We start from the raw sequence: 13935 nt of genomic DNA, 5'->3' as shown, positions 1-13935 counted from the left end.
TGTTGAATGATCAAACGCTATCGCGAGCAGGCCCGCTCCCACATTGGTTCTAGGTGGTTGTTAGAATCGCAGGCAACAAAAAGGCCCCCATTGCGGGAGCCTTGATGTTCAGCGAATCGGCTTACATGTTCGGGTAAGTCGGCCCACCGGCGCCTTCCGGCGATACCCAGGTGATGTTCTGTGCAGGGTCCTTGATGTCACAGGTCTTGCAGTGAACACAGTTCTGGGCGTTGATCTGGAAGCGTTTCTCGCCGTCTTCCTTGGTCACCACCTCATACACGCCGGCCGGGCAGTAGCGTTGGGCCGGTTCGTCGTACAGCGGCAGGTTCTTGGCCAGTGGGATGCTCGGATCGGTCAGCTTCAGGTGGCAGGGTTGTTCTTCTTCATGGTTGGTTCCGGAGATGAACACCGAGCTGAGTTTGTCGAAGCTGATCTTGCCGTCCGGTTTCGGGTAGTCGATCTTCTTGCAATCGGCCGCCAACTTCAGGCAGGCATAGTCGGGCTTGTTGTCATGCAGGGTGAACGGCAGCTTGCCGCCAAAGATGTTCTGGTCGAGCCAGTTGAAGCCGCCACCGATGATTGCGCCGTACTTGTGGATGGCTGCGCCGAAGTTGCGGCTGGCGAACAGCTCTTCGTACAGCCAGCTGTTCTTGAAGCTTTCAACGTAAGCGGTCAGTTCATCACCGCCTTCGGACTCGGCGAACAGGCGATCGGCCACGGCATCGGCGGCGAGCATGCCGGATTTCATGGCGGTGTGGCTGCCCTTGATCTTGGCGAAGTTCAGGGTGCCGAGGTCGCAACCGATCAGCGCGCCACCCTTGAAGATCATTTTCGGCAGCGAGTTCAGGCCGCCCTTGCAGATGGCGCGGGCGCCGTAGCTGACGCGCTTGCCGCCTTCCAGGTACTGCTTGAGCACCGGGTGATGCTTGAGGCGTTGGAACTCGTCGAACGGCGACAGGTAGGTGTTGCTGTAGGACAGATCGACGATCAGGCCGACCACCACCTGGTTGTTTTCCAGGTGATAAAGGAAGGAGCCGCCGGTGTTCTCGGTGCCCATGATGTCCAGCGGCCAGCCGGCGGTGTGCACCACCAGGCCGGGTTGATGCTTGGCCGGGTCGATTTCCCAGATTTCCTTCAAGCCGATGCCGTAGTGCTGGGCGTCGGCGTCGCTGTCCAGGTTGAAGCGCTTGATCAGTTGCTTGCCGATATGGCCACGGCAGCCTTCGGCGAACAGCGTGTACTTACCGCGCAGTTCCATGCCTGGCGTGTAGAGGCCTTCCTTCGGGTGGCCTTCGCGGTCGACACCCAGATCGCCGGTGATGATCCCGCGAACCACGCCGTTTTCGTCGAACAGGGCTTCCTGGGCGGCGAAGCCCGGGTAGATTTCCACGCCCAGGTTCTCGGCCTGCTGGGCCAGCCAACGGCAGAGATTGCCGAGGGAAATAATGTAGTTGCCTTCGTTGTGCATGGTCTTGGGCACGAAGAAGTCAGGGATTTTGTTCGCAGTCTCGGCGTTTCTCAGGACATAAATGTCATCGCGCACAACTGGCGTGTTCAGCGGCGCGCCGAGTTCTTTCCAGTCCGGGAACAGTTCATTCAGGGCGCGGGGTTCGAACACCGCACCAGAGAGGATGTGCGCACCGACTTCGGAGCCTTTTTCCACCACGCAGACGCTGATTTCCTTACCGGCTTCGGCGGCCTTCTGCTTCAGGCGGCAGGCGGCAGACAGGCCAGCGGGGCCGGCACCGACGATGACCACGTCGAATTCCATGTATTCGCGTTCCACAGGCTATCTCCTACTCTCAAGGCTCACGGTTTTTCTAATTGGAGGTTGGGCGTTGCATCCATTGTTTCCTTCGAGAAGACGACGAAAGCGACAATGGATGATCCGCGGTTCTCTCTTGGCGGCGCATTATATCTACACCACTCTCAGGGTCCAATACAAACGTTTGTTTGAAATAGCCGCAGGCCAGATAAATCACCGACGTGCGGCTTATGACTGGCCATTTTGCCGTATTGACCGGAATAGGCGTTCCGGTCAAGATACGGGCGGTTTTGCGCTCGCCGTAGGCTGACTGTTGGTTTCAAGAGCACCTCTAAAGACAGGGCGAAGGCAGCACAAAGTGACGTATTGCGTGTTCGGACGCGCAGTTTACACGCCGCGATAATGAATGACTCATCGGTCATCACTGACGAACGGTCTTCACTCCCGTGAGCAAGGTCATGTGTGGTTCATGCCGGCGTTTTTAGAGGTGCCCTTGCGCCCATGAGCATCAACCGCCAGGTTCGCCTAGGCGACTTTCTTTTCACCGGAGAGTAACGAGGAATCCATGAAGGTTCTTGTAGCTGTCAAACGAGTGGTCGACTATAACGTCAAGGTTCGCGTCAAGGCGGACAACTCCGGCGTCGACCTCGCCAACGTCAAGATGTCGATGAACCCTTTCTGCGAAATCGCCGTGGAAGAAGCCGTACGCCTGAAAGAGAAAGGTGTTGCGACTGAAATCGTCGTCGTCTCCATCGGCCCGACCACCGCTCAAGAGCAACTGCGCACCGCGCTGGCTCTGGGTGCCGACCGCGCCATCCTCGTCGAGTCCGCCGAAGAGCTGACTTCCCTGGCCGTTGCCAAACTGTTGAAAGCTGTTGTCGACAAGGAACAGCCTCAGTTGGTGATCCTCGGCAAACAAGCCATCGACAGCGACAACAACCAGACCGGCCAGATGCTCGCGGCATTGAGCGGCTACGGCCAGGGCACCTTCGCGTCGAAAGTCGAAGTGTCCGGCGACAGCGTTGCCGTGACCCGCGAAATCGACGGCGGCGCGCAGACCGTTTCCCTGAAACTGCCGGCCATCGTTACCACCGACCTGCGTTTGAACGAGCCGCGCTACGCGTCCCTGCCAAACATCATGAAAGCCAAGAAGAAGCCGCTTGAAGTGCTGACGCCTGACGCTTTGGGCGTTTCCACCGCCTCCACCAACAAGACCCTGAAAGTCGAAGCGCCGGCTGCACGCAGCGCGGGCATCAAGGTCAAGTCGGTGGCTGAACTGGTCGAGAAACTGAAAAACGAAGCGAAGGTGATCTGATCATGACTATCCTCGTAATCGCCGAACACGATAACAAGGCGCTGGCCCCGGCCACGCTGAACACCGTTGCTGCCGCTGCCAAGATCGGTGGCGACATCCACGTCCTGGTAGCCGGGCAGGGCGCTGGCGCCGTTGCCGAAGCCGCCGCGAAAATCGCCGGCGTGGCCAAAGTGCTGTCGGCCGACAACGCCGCCTACGCACACCAGTTGCCGGAAAACGTTGCGCCGTTGGTAGCCGAGCTTGGCAAGGGCTACAGCCACATCCTGGCTGCCGCTACATCCAACGGCAAGAACATCCTGCCGCGGGTTGCCGCTGCCCTGGACGTCGACCAAATCTCCGAGATCATCTCGGTGGAAAGTGCCGACACCTTCCAGCGTCCGATCTACGCCGGTAACGCCATTGCCACCGTGCAATCGACCGCTTCGGTCAAGGTCATCACCGTGCGTGCCACCGGTTTCGATCCGGTTGCCGCCGAAGGTGGTTCCGCTGCCGTTGAAGCCGTAGGCGCTGCCCACGACGCCGGCATTTCCAGCTTCGTCAACGAAGAACTGGCCAAGTCCGATCGTCCTGAGCTGACTGCCGCCAAGATCGTCGTTTCCGGCGGTCGCGGCATGCAGAACGGTGACAACTTCAAGCACTTGTACGCCCTGGCCGACAAGCTGGGTGCTGCCGTCGGCGCTTCCCGCGCAGCGGTCGACGCCGGTTTCGTGCCCAACGACATGCAGGTCGGCCAGACCGGCAAGATCGTTGCGCCACAGCTGTACATCGCCGTCGGTATCTCCGGCGCGATCCAGCACCTGGCCGGCATGAAGGACTCCAAGGTGATCGTCGCGATCAACAAGGACGAAGAAGCGCCGATCTTCCAGGTGGCTGATTACGGCCTGGTCGCGGACTTGTTCGAAGCGGTCCCTGAGTTGGAGAAGCTGGTCTAATCCGGCGTCTTCACTTATAAAGAGCCCGGCCTTTTGGCCGGGCTTTTTATTTATGCGTTGTTTGTTCGAAGGGGAGCATGTCGCCATGGAGTTTCGTCGATTGGCTGGCTGGTCGTTGCTGTGGGCGCTGGCGGGTGTGCCGGGCCTGTCTGTCGCTGCCGGCAAGTGCGAGCGACTGATCGCCACCGGCAGCCCGGATGCGCCGCCTTATCTCTGGCAAGACCCTCAGGATCCCAAGCACCTGATCGGCGCCAGTGCCGACTTGCTGACCCAGGTGGCGGGGGAGTTGGGCATCAAGGTCGAATTGCTCTACGCCGGCAAGCGCGCCCAGGCACTGGACGAGGTGCGCAGCGGGCGCATGGATCTGCTCGCCGACGCCCAGCTGACGCCGACCGGGCTCGATTTCCTGGATTACGTTCATCCCCCCGTGCTGCAGAACGATTACCTGGTCTGGACCCGCAAGGATTCGACACTGGTCGTCAATCGGCCTGAGGATCTGCACGGTCATCCCGGTGCCTTGTCGGAAAAGGCTCGTATGACCCAGGAATTTGGCCTTTTTGCCGAGCAGAAACTGTCCCTGGTCCGCACCGCAAACCTGACCCAGGCCTTTCAGAAATTGCTGCTGGGGGAGGTGGAGTATGTCCTCGCCGGGCGCTACTCGGGCTTGGCGATGGCGCAGACACTGGGCATGGCGAACGATTTGCAGGCCGCGCCGCAACCGGTGGATAAACCCGGCCTGTTCCTCGCGGTTTCCCATGACTCCGCCTGCAATGACCCATGGTTGCGCGGACAGCTGGCGCAAAAGATGACAGAATTGGCCGCGTCCGGCCTGACGGAAGCTGTGTTGCAGCGCAATCTCGAACGTTGGAACACACAGTTGCAGCCACCCGTCAGCGCCCCAAAACAGTAGGGAACATTAGTGACTATTCGACCTCTTTTCGCTGCCCTGGCCGTTCTGGCTCTGGCGGGCTGCGCAGCCGATCCGGCGCCGAATGAACAGATCCGCCTGACTGAACAGGCCTTGGAGCAAGCCCGGGCCGTGGGCGCCAACGCCGACGAAGTGCCCGAATTGAAGCTCGCCGAAGAAAAATTCGCCCGGGCACAATCCAACATGGCCGATGCGTCGTACAAGAAGGCACGCATGCGGGCCGAGCAGGCCGAGCTGGACGCACGTCTGGCCGAAGCGAAGGTGCTGACCCTCAAGAGCCAGGAGCAACTGAACGTGCTCGACACCCGCATCAAGCGCTTGCGTAAACAGTTGCGGGAGGATGCCCAATGAAGCACTCCCATGTGTTTGGCGGTTTGATCCTGGTGGGCCTGGCCAGTTTGTACGGTTGCGCGGGTCAGCGCAGCGAAGCAGCACTGGAAAAAGCCAGTACCGATTTCCAGAAGGTGAAGGAAGACGCCAACGTTTTACGCGCAGCGCCCAGGGACGTGATCCGTGCCGGTGAGTCGCTGGCGCGTGCCGATCGCTTGTCCACCTACTGGGGCAGCGGTGAGGATGTCTTGCATTACGCCTACCTCAGCCAGCGCTACAGTGAGATCGCCCGGGAACACAGCAACCAGGTGCTCAACGAAGAGCGCGCGACGAAGCTCGAACTGGAGCGCCAGCGTCTGCAGTTGGCCCTGCGCGAGTCCAAGTTGTTGAGTGTCCAGCAGCAGGGCAAGTGGCTGGAAGAGCAGATCATGGAAATGACCACCACCCAGACCAATCGCGGCCTGGTGATGACCCTCGGTGATGTCCTGTTCGACACCGGCGAGGCTGAACTGAAGAACTCGGCCAACCGGGTCGTGCTCAAGATCGTGCAGTTCCTGCAGCTCAACCCCAAGCGAGTGGTGCGCATCGAAGGCTATACCGACAGCACTGGCGGCAAGCAGGAAAACCTCAAGCTGTCCCGGGACCGCGCGCAGGCGGTGGCGGATGTACTGGTGGACCTGGGGATCGATGACAAGCGCATCCAGGTCGAAGGCTACGGCGACGAGTTCCCGGTGGACGTCAACGCCACCGAGCGTGGCCGGGCGCAGAACCGTCGGGTGGAAATTGTGTTCTCCGACGAAAAAGGCCAGCTCGGCGCTGCCCGCTAAGGGCTGCGTCACTGGAAAACCCGGCCCCTCAGTGGCGTCGGGTTTTTTTGTGCCTGTGGATTACCCACCAGCGCACAGTTGGGGCTGTCACTGCACTGTACGGTCGAGTAATCTGGCAACTGTCCCCGTACACTTCTAAACTGTTCCGGTATCGTTTCCTACAAGAACAACATGCCCGTGAAATCGAGTGCTGCGTCATGACCAACCTCCTGCTCTACCAACGTATTGCTCAGCAACTGGCCGAAGATATCCGCCGTGGTGTGTATCAACCCGGTGAACGCGTGCCGTCGGTGCGCAAGATGAGCTCGCAGCTCAACGTCAGCCATGCGACGGTGTTGCAGGCCTATGCCAACCTTGAGGACCAGGGGCTGATTCGTGCGCGGCCGCAATCGGGTTATTACGTGCACCAGACGCCAGCGCTTACGGCGCCGACGCCGGATATTGCCCGGGTCGAGCGTCCGGGGCTGGTGACTCGCAGCAGCATCATCCAGCAGGTATTGGTCGAGTCCCGTCGCGAAGGGGTGTTTCCGTTGGGGGCGGCGGTGCCGAGTGTGGATTACCTGCCTGTACGGGCATTGCATCAGCAATTGGCCAAGGTCACGCGCTTCCACAGCCCGCGGGCGTTCAGCTACATGTTCAGCCCGGGCTTCGAACCGTTGCGTCGTCAGGTGGCGATTCGCATGCGCGATGCCGGTGTCGTGGTGGACCCATCCGAAGTGGTGATTACCCACGGCTGCGTCGACGCGTTGCAGATGTCGCTGCGGGTACTGACCCGGCCCGGGGACCTGATCGCCGCCGAATCGCCTACCTACTATGGTTTGCTGCAACTGGCGGATCTGTTGGGCCTCAAGGTCATCGAGATCCCCAGCGACCCGGTCACCGGCATGAGCCTGGAGGCCCTGCAACTGGCGGCCAACCAATGGTCGATCAAGGCGCTGGTGCTGACCACGCGGCTGAGCAACCCCCTCGGCGGGACCATGCCTGAAGAGCGGCAGAAGCAACTATTGCGCCTGGCGTCGGATTTCGACATTCAGGTTGTCGAGGATGACATCTACGGCGAGCTGATGTTCGAGCAGGGTCGCACCAAGGCGCTCAAGGCCTACGACCGGCTGGATCGGGTCATCTACTGTTCGAGCTTTTCCAAGACGTTGTCGCCGGGTGTGCGCATCGGCTGGATGATCGCCGGGAAATTCCAGCAGGAGATCCAGCGGCTGCAGACGTTCAGTACCCATTCGGCGTGCAGCGTCACGCAGATGGGCATCGCGGCCTATCTGGAGAATGGCGGCTACGACCGGCACCTGCGCTATATCCGCCAGGAGTACCGCAAGAACCTCAGCGCCTTTCAGTTGGCGGTGCAGCAGTACTTCCCCGAAGGTACGCAAATGAGCCGTCCCACCGGTGGCTTTATCCTGTGGGTCAGCCTGCCGGGGCGGGTCAATACCCAGGAGCTGCACGTCCGGGCCTTGCAGCAAGGGATCAGCATTGCGCCGGGGTTGATCTTCAGTAACACCGAGCAGTTCAACCACTGCATTCGCCTGAACTGCGGCATCCCCTGGAATCGCGAGGCGGAACGGGCCTTGATGACATTGGGGCTGTTGGCCACTCAACTGTGCCAGGAGACCGCCAGCGGTTTCTTGTAGGTGTCAGCGGGCTTGTCAGCGCCTGATTATCAGGCGAGCATGTACTTCTCTGTCGTAAGTGCCGTTGTCTCTATGAAAGCCATTGCTCCTGCTACCTGGGTTTTGATCGGCCTGCTGACTGCCTTCCACGCCGGAGGTGTCGTGGCGGCTTCAGTGCAAGAAAAACCGGCCGCCAGCGCCACGAAAAATGCGTCGAAAAAGCCACCGACAGTGAAAAAAGCCCCCGCTAAAAAAGCGGCTCCCATGCAGAAGAAACGGGCGCCTATCGCCTCAAAGAGCAAATCGGCCCATGAGGTTGCCAAGACGCCGTTACCACCAGCCGACCTGGATCTGAGCCTGCCCCATGACATGGTTCAGAAGCTGCAGCCACCCGGCACGGTGCCACTGCCCAAGCGTGAGCCGTTGCTGCCCTCCATGTTCGGGACGAAACCTGACCCATTCCAGCTCAATGGGCGTCTGCTGAATAACGAAATGCAGCTGCCCCTGCGTAATTCGGAACGCCGGGAAGTGGAAGGTGCGGCCCTGGATTTCGAGTTCAAGCAGTAGGTCTTCGAAAGATAAATGCAGTTCGTCGCTGACTGTTCGGTCATCCTTCCATTGGGCGAAAAAACACGCAGGCGGTAATTTAAAACGAGTGTTTAAGCCGTTACTCTGTGTTCCGTTATTGAGCCATTACCCGTGAGGATGTTGTCGTCATGAAATGCCGTGAAGGCTGTGGCGCTTGCTGCATTGCTCCTTCCATCAGTTCGCCGATCCCAGGCATGCCCCACGGCAAGCCGGCGGGAGAACGTTGCGTGCAATTGTCGGTCGATAACCTGTGCCGGATTTTCGGCCAGCCGGAGCGTCCAGCGGTGTGCTCGGGGTTCGCGGCCGACATTGAGGTCTGCGGCAACAGCAGTGAGCAAGCTCTCCGGCTGCTCGGGTGGTGGGAGCAGGCCACGGCGGTGTGATGGGTCAATGGACAGGGCTGGGTGCTGAGGCCCGATGACGAAACTCAAATGACCGGACTTCGACAATAAGGAAAAAAATTATGGGTTCGCTGCATCGTATGGCTGTGTTGTGTGGCTTGACCGCATTGTTGGCAACCGCAACTGCGCAGGCGGAAGACTGGCAGGTCGCCAAGGAGCAGGACGGTATCAAGGTTTCACTCAGTGAAGTGGCCGGTTCCAAGTACAAGGCCTACCGCGGCGTGACCGTCATGAAGACCACCATGACCAAGCTGCGGGCCCTGCAGGAGGATGTCTCGGGTGCCTGTGCCTGGATTCACGAGTGCAACACCCAGAAGCTGCTCAAGCACGAAGGCAACCAGAGCTGGACCTATACCCAGTTCAATACGCCATGGCCGGTCACGTCCCGGGATTCGGTGCTGCAGGTCACCACGGTTGAAGGCGCCGATGGCAGCCTGACCCGTAACCTCAAGGGCGTGCCGACCTACCTGCCGGAAGAGAAGGGATTTGTGCGGGTGGCCCAGGTCGATGGTTTCTGGAAGTTCACGCCCAAGGGCGCGGACCAGATCGAGGTGACGTATCAGGTCCACACCGAACCCGGTGGTGATGTGCCGTCCTGGCTGGCCAACAAATTCGTGGTGGATGCGCCGTTCAACACCTTGAAAGCCCTGAGGGAACGTGCCGAGAAGTAATCGGCAGGCCTGATGGATGTCCACACCGAGACCGCCCGCGAGGCGGTCTTTTCATAGGTGCCGTCCGGTGGCTCAGCGGAACGATTATTCACCCTCAAATGTCGAGATAGAGGTAAGCCCGGCCATGAATTGATCGAGGAGACACCAATGCAAAAGTGGGAAATCACGTTCGTTGATGACCATGGCGAAGCGATCGCCGAGCAGTTCGACTATGACCAGGAGCCCACCATGGAGCAGGCAGCTCAGCTGATTCGCGAAAGACTGCTTCCGGTGCCCGCCAAGCTGGATCTCAATGACCTGGAAGGGCGAACCGCCGAGCCGACGGTCAAGAACCTCAAATCCCAGCACAGCATTGAAATCATCAGCATTACACCGATTTCATGAAGTTCGTGGCCTGGCCCCGCTTGGCAGTGGCCATCACTTACGGCTACTCTGCAATGGAGATCAGCGAAAGGATCGCCAAGGTCCGGTCTTGTCAGCTACATGCTTGTGTCCCGACGGTCATTTGATGCCGTATCGCTTGCAACCGACTGGTTGCCCGCACGGGAAGACGGAAAGTCTATCCATCGATCTGAGGAGGACGTTTCATGAGCACAGCCTATCAAGAAGACATCAGCACCAGCGTGCTGCGCCGCATGAAAGAAGGCGGGTTCGACTTCTCACAATTCCATCCTATCGAGTTCTACGCCATTTTCCCGGACGAGGAGCGGGCGCGCAGGGCGGCGGGTCATTTTCGGGGTGAGTCGTTGAATGCACAGATCAGCGCACGGGACGACGGAGCCTGGTCATTGGAACTGAGCCGGGTGATGTATGCCACCTACGATGACATTGGAGATTTCGAGCAGGACTTCGAAGCGGTGGTGGAGCCTTTGGGCGGCATCATTGAGGGTTGGGGGGTGAAGCAGGAGATCCGGCGTCTCCAGGCCTGATATCCAGACCCTGTCACGAGAACGACGGCTGATCTTCGGGTTGGCCGTTTTTATCTGTGCAAGCCTGTCGCCGAGCACAGGCAGTTGGGCAACGCGATCCACACTTCCTATCTGGAGGTCATATGAGACTTTCGATCCGCCACGAAACGGCCTACCACTACGAGCACCAGGTTCGCGCCAGTATCCAGTACCTGCGCCTGACGCCCCACGACAGCGAACGCCAGCATGTGCTGAGCTGGCAGCTCGATTTGCCTCGGCCGGTGCGTGCGCAGTTGGACCCGTTCGGCAACGTCCTCCACGTCCTGACCCTGGACGAGCCTCACGAAACGATCATCATCGGTGCGCGCGGCCAGGTGGACATCGACCCATTGCGCGAGGCCGAGCATGAGGAGCAATCAGCCTTGCCGTTCCTGCGCTTCACCCGGCTGACCGAAGCGGACGAGGCCCTTCGCGATTTCGCGCGGGAGCAATGCAGGCAGCGTCGCGATCGTACGGCGCTGATCGACCTGATGCATGGGGTGAACCAGCATATGGCGTACACCCCCGGTTCCACCGAGGTGGAAACCAGCGCGGCCCAGGCGTTCGCCGGCCGCAGCGGGGTGTGCCAGGACCACACCCACGTATTCCTGGCTTGCGCCCGCAGCCTGGGCATACCGGCACGCTATGTGTCCGGCTACGTGTACAGCGGGGACAGCGAACACCTGGCCAGCCACGCCTGGGCCGAAGCCTGGCTCGAGGACGCCTGGTACAGCTTCGACGTGACTCACCAATTGTCTCGTCCGGAGCGGCACTTGAAACTGGCCGTTGGCCTGGATTACCTGGATGCCTGCCCGGTGCGTGGCCTGCGGCGTGGCGGCGGTGAGCAGATGCGGGCTAGGGTGGCCGTGACGCCGGCGCCGGTGATCACGGTGCAGCAGCAATAACGCAGAAACCGGCTTGGAATTTACCGTGGCGAGGGAGCAAGCGCCCTCGCCACAGGGATGATCCTACTGACTCAACGGCTGCTTACGCCCCGCCATATGCTTCAGATACCCCACCAACAAATCCAGCTCTGTGTCTGGCAACACCGCCGCCGAAAACGCCGGCATCTTGCCCTGCGGCCAATGACGCAGGCCCTGCGGATCCCGGATATAGCGCTTGAGGAAATCCCCCGAGAAATATTCCGTGGGATTGAAGGGGATATTCAGGTCCGGGCCAAACTGGGCGTCGCCTGCACCATTGAGCCGATGGCACGCCAGGCAGTTCTTCTGGAACAGTTCGAAGCCCTTGTTGACCGGATCGTCCTTGGCCAGGGTAGGCGCCGGCAGCAGGGCCGGGAAGCGCTCGGCCACGGCTGACAGGCGCTTGATGCTCGCCACCGCGTATGGCCATTGTTCCGGGCTGATATGACCCGCCTGGGGATCGGTCCAGACCAGGTAGAAAGGCCCTGCGCTGGGCTTGCCATCGCCGAGGGATGGCCAAGGGGCGGCCGGATCCTCGATGGCCAACCAGGCGCGGGCGCCGTTCTTGTTGAGTAAGGGGGCGGCGGACATTTCGGCGGCGAAGCCGTCCAGGGCCACGGCCTGCAAATGGTCATCCGGCTGGACACCGGCCAGCAGCGCCGTCAATGGCACCGCACGATAGCTCATCGGCTTCTTGTAGGAAACGTCGTCGGGTATCTGGACCGTTCTGGCTTCAGGATGCTTGAGCAGTTCTTCGGTTTGCCAGGTACGCGCAGCCGCGCCCAACTCCAGCACCAGTTGGGCGGCATACAGGGGCGTGCTGAGCAGCAACGCCCCGAGCAGGATGAGAGCTTTCAATGAATCGCCTTCCATGTCGAGAGAGTGGCGCAAAGGTTGGCACAGCCAACGCCGCTCGAACAACGAGCCCGTCACATTTTTTGACGACACAGTGGAGAGCGATACCACTCACTGATGATGCAGACCACTAGGCGCAATGCTCAGCCGATCACTTTGGGAATATTCGGCAAAATCAACAGCAGCGTCGTGGCGAAGAGAATGAGTCCGGCTTGGCGAACTTTCGAATGTTTGAACATGGCTGACCCGCCTTTTTTGTTATTTCCTGAGGCCAGCCTGCATAACTCCATGACGGCTGGCATTGCACTTCCTGTCTGACAAGCGCCTCGGCAAAACCCGACGACTCTCTTGTACAAGGATTACATTAGGGGCCGCAGCCGCTTTGGCTTAGATCCAATTCGTATCAGTGTTCAACCAGTCGCTACAAAAACGGCATGAGGCCCATTGCCACCTTCTTGCGGGTCCTCTGGCTAGACAGCTCGCGTTCCTGAATCGGTTAACCCGATAGCACGCTACCGTTCGTCTGACCGTTGTTCGTCAATGCGCTTGAGCACTCGGGTCATTGAATCCGGCGCCGCTGGGCTTATGGTTGGAGGCATTGCGTGATCCACAGTGGTTCGAGGATGTCATGACCCAAGCTTTGATTTTCGATGCCTTGCGCACCCCCCGTGGCAAGGGCAAGGCCGATGGTGCCCTGCACAGCGTCAAGCCGGTGAGCCTGGTGGGCGGGTTGCTCCGCGCCCTGGCGCAGCGCATGGACCTGGACACCTGCCAGGTCGACGACATCGTGCTCGGTTGCGTGACGCCGGTAGGCGAGCAGGGGGCCGATATTGCCAAGACCGCCGCCTTGATGGCTGACTGGGACGTCAGTGTCGCGGGTGTCCAGCTCAACCGGTTCTGCGCCTCCGGTCTTGAAGCGGTGAACCTGGCGGCCATGAAAGTGCGCTCCGGGTTCGAGGACCTGGTGGTGGCCGGTGGCGTCGAGTCGATGTCCCGGGTGCCCATGGGAAGCGACGGCGGGGCCTGGGCGCTGGACCCGCAATCCAACCTGCACGGTCACTTCGTCCCCCAGGGTATCGGTGCCGACCTGATCGCCACGCTGGAAGGCTTCAGTCGCGAAGACGTCGATGCCTACGCGCTGTACTCCCAGCAAAAAGCCGCGCGGGCCCGGGCCGATGGCTCTTTCGATAAGTCCCTGGTGGCGGTACGGGACCAGAACGGCATCGTGTTGCTGGACCATGATGAATTCATCCGCGCCGATTCGACCCTTGAAGGCCTGGGCAGGCTCAAGCCGAGTTTCGAAGCCGTGGGCCAGATGGGTTTCGACGCCACGGCGCTGCGGGTCTACAGCCATGTCGAGCGGATCGATCATGTGCACACCCCCGGCAACAGTTCCGGGATCGTCGATGGTGCAGCGCTGATGCTGGTCGGTTCCGAAGCCAAGGGGCGGGCCCTGGGCCTGCAGCCCCGGGCGCGGATCGTCGCCACGGCTGTCACCAGCACCGATCCGACCATCATGCTCACCGGCCCGGCGCCGGCCACTCGCAAAGCCTTGGCCAAGGCCGGGTTGCGGGTGGAGGACATCGACCTGTTCGAGGTCAACGAAGCCTTCGCCTCGGTGGTGCTCAAGTTCATCAAGGACATGGCCATCGACCCCGCCAGGGTCAACGTCAACGGCGGTTCCATCGCCATGGGGCACCCTTTGGGAGCAACGGGGTGCGCCATCCTCGGTACCCTGCTCGACGAGTTGGAGGTCCGTCGCCTGCGCTACGGGCTGGCGACCCTGTGTGTGGGCGGCGGCATGGGCATCGCCACTGTCATCGAACGCCTCTGA

Annotated in this window: 16 protein-coding genes; 13 read left to right on the top strand and 3 right to left on the bottom strand. The window is 60.5% G+C overall.

What is annotated here, in order from left to right:
- Positions 1-121: 121 nt before the first annotated feature.
- Positions 122-1786 carry an electron transfer flavoprotein-ubiquinone oxidoreductase gene (locus LOY67_RS19535; protein WP_265064025.1) on the bottom strand — a complete coding sequence of 555 codons (1665 nt, stop codon included), beginning with the start codon at positions 1784-1786 and terminating at the stop codon, positions 122-124.
- Positions 1787-2330: 544 nt separating this feature from the next.
- Between LOY67_RS19535 and LOY67_RS19530 the strand changes: the two genes are divergently transcribed.
- The 12 genes from LOY67_RS19530 (at position 2331) to LOY67_RS19475 (ending at position 11228) form a co-directional block, all read left to right on the top strand.
- Positions 2331-3080 (top strand): electron transfer flavoprotein subunit beta/FixA family protein, encoded by a 750-nt coding sequence (locus LOY67_RS19530; RefSeq protein ID WP_024776877.1) that lies wholly within the window; start codon positions 2331-2333, stop codon positions 3078-3080.
- A gap of 2 nt (positions 3081-3082) precedes the next feature.
- Positions 3083-4012 (top strand): electron transfer flavoprotein subunit alpha/FixB family protein, encoded by a 930-nt coding sequence (locus LOY67_RS19525; protein WP_265064024.1) that lies wholly within the window; start codon positions 3083-3085, stop codon positions 4010-4012.
- A gap of 85 nt (positions 4013-4097) precedes the next feature.
- A complete protein-coding gene (locus LOY67_RS19520; RefSeq protein ID WP_265064023.1) occupies positions 4098-4922 on the top strand; it encodes a substrate-binding periplasmic protein in 825 nt (274 codons plus the stop codon).
- A gap of 9 nt (positions 4923-4931) precedes the next feature.
- A complete protein-coding gene (locus tag LOY67_RS19515; RefSeq protein ID WP_265064022.1) occupies positions 4932-5291 on the top strand; it encodes a DUF4398 domain-containing protein in 360 nt (119 codons plus the stop codon).
- A complete protein-coding gene (locus LOY67_RS19510) occupies positions 5288-6097 on the top strand; it encodes an OmpA family protein (RefSeq protein WP_265064021.1) in 810 nt (269 codons plus the stop codon). Before LOY67_RS19515 ends, LOY67_RS19510 begins: the two co-directional genes overlap by 4 nt.
- 197 nt (positions 6098-6294) lie before the next feature.
- Positions 6295-7737 carry a PLP-dependent aminotransferase family protein gene (locus tag LOY67_RS19505; RefSeq protein WP_139649424.1) on the top strand — a complete coding sequence of 481 codons (1443 nt, stop codon included), beginning with the start codon at positions 6295-6297 and terminating at the stop codon, positions 7735-7737.
- A 72-nt stretch (positions 7738-7809) separates the two neighbouring features.
- Positions 7810-8283, top strand: coding sequence for a translation initiation factor 2 (locus LOY67_RS19500; RefSeq protein WP_265067790.1), 474 nt, complete (start codon positions 7810-7812; stop codon positions 8281-8283).
- 149 nt (positions 8284-8432) lie between these two features.
- The gene (locus LOY67_RS19495) at positions 8433-8687 is read left to right on the top strand and encodes a YkgJ family cysteine cluster protein (protein WP_265064020.1); all 255 of its coding nucleotides are present in this window, start codon (positions 8433-8435) and stop codon (positions 8685-8687) included.
- Between the two features lie 80 nt (positions 8688-8767).
- On the top strand, positions 8768-9376 hold the full coding sequence (locus LOY67_RS19490) for an START domain-containing protein (protein WP_265064019.1): 609 nt from the start codon (positions 8768-8770) through the stop codon (positions 9374-9376).
- Between the two features lie 147 nt (positions 9377-9523).
- A complete protein-coding gene (locus tag LOY67_RS19485; RefSeq protein WP_265064018.1) occupies positions 9524-9760 on the top strand; it encodes a hypothetical protein in 237 nt (78 codons plus the stop codon).
- Positions 9761-9963: 203 nt separating this feature from the next.
- Positions 9964-10305: a ribonuclease E inhibitor RraB gene (locus LOY67_RS19480; protein ID WP_265064017.1), complete on the top strand. Its 342-nt coding sequence runs from the start codon at positions 9964-9966 to the stop codon at positions 10303-10305.
- Between the two features lie 122 nt (positions 10306-10427).
- Positions 10428-11228 (top strand): transglutaminase family protein, encoded by an 801-nt coding sequence (locus LOY67_RS19475; protein WP_265064016.1) that lies wholly within the window; start codon positions 10428-10430, stop codon positions 11226-11228.
- A gap of 63 nt (positions 11229-11291) precedes the next feature.
- Here LOY67_RS19475 and LOY67_RS19470 read toward each other — a convergent pair whose 3' ends face one another.
- A complete protein-coding gene (locus tag LOY67_RS19470; RefSeq protein WP_265067789.1) occupies positions 11292-12119 on the bottom strand; it encodes a c-type cytochrome in 828 nt (275 codons plus the stop codon).
- A 125-nt stretch (positions 12120-12244) separates the two neighbouring features.
- Positions 12245-12403, bottom strand: coding sequence for a hypothetical protein (locus tag LOY67_RS19465; protein ID WP_265067849.1), 159 nt, complete (start codon positions 12401-12403; stop codon positions 12245-12247).
- 326 nt (positions 12404-12729) lie between these two features.
- Here LOY67_RS19465 and LOY67_RS19460 point away from each other — a divergent pair, with 326 nt between their 5' ends.
- The gene (locus tag LOY67_RS19460) at positions 12730-13935 is read left to right on the top strand and encodes an acetyl-CoA C-acetyltransferase (RefSeq protein WP_265064015.1); all 1206 of its coding nucleotides are present in this window, start codon (positions 12730-12732) and stop codon (positions 13933-13935) included.

The sequence above is a fragment of the Pseudomonas sp. B21-056 genome, assembly GCF_026016325.1.
Classification (GTDB): domain Bacteria; phylum Pseudomonadota; class Gammaproteobacteria; order Pseudomonadales; family Pseudomonadaceae; genus Aquipseudomonas.
The sequence above is the reverse complement of the archived record's forward strand: the minus strand, read 5'-3'. Positions and strand labels throughout refer to the sequence as shown.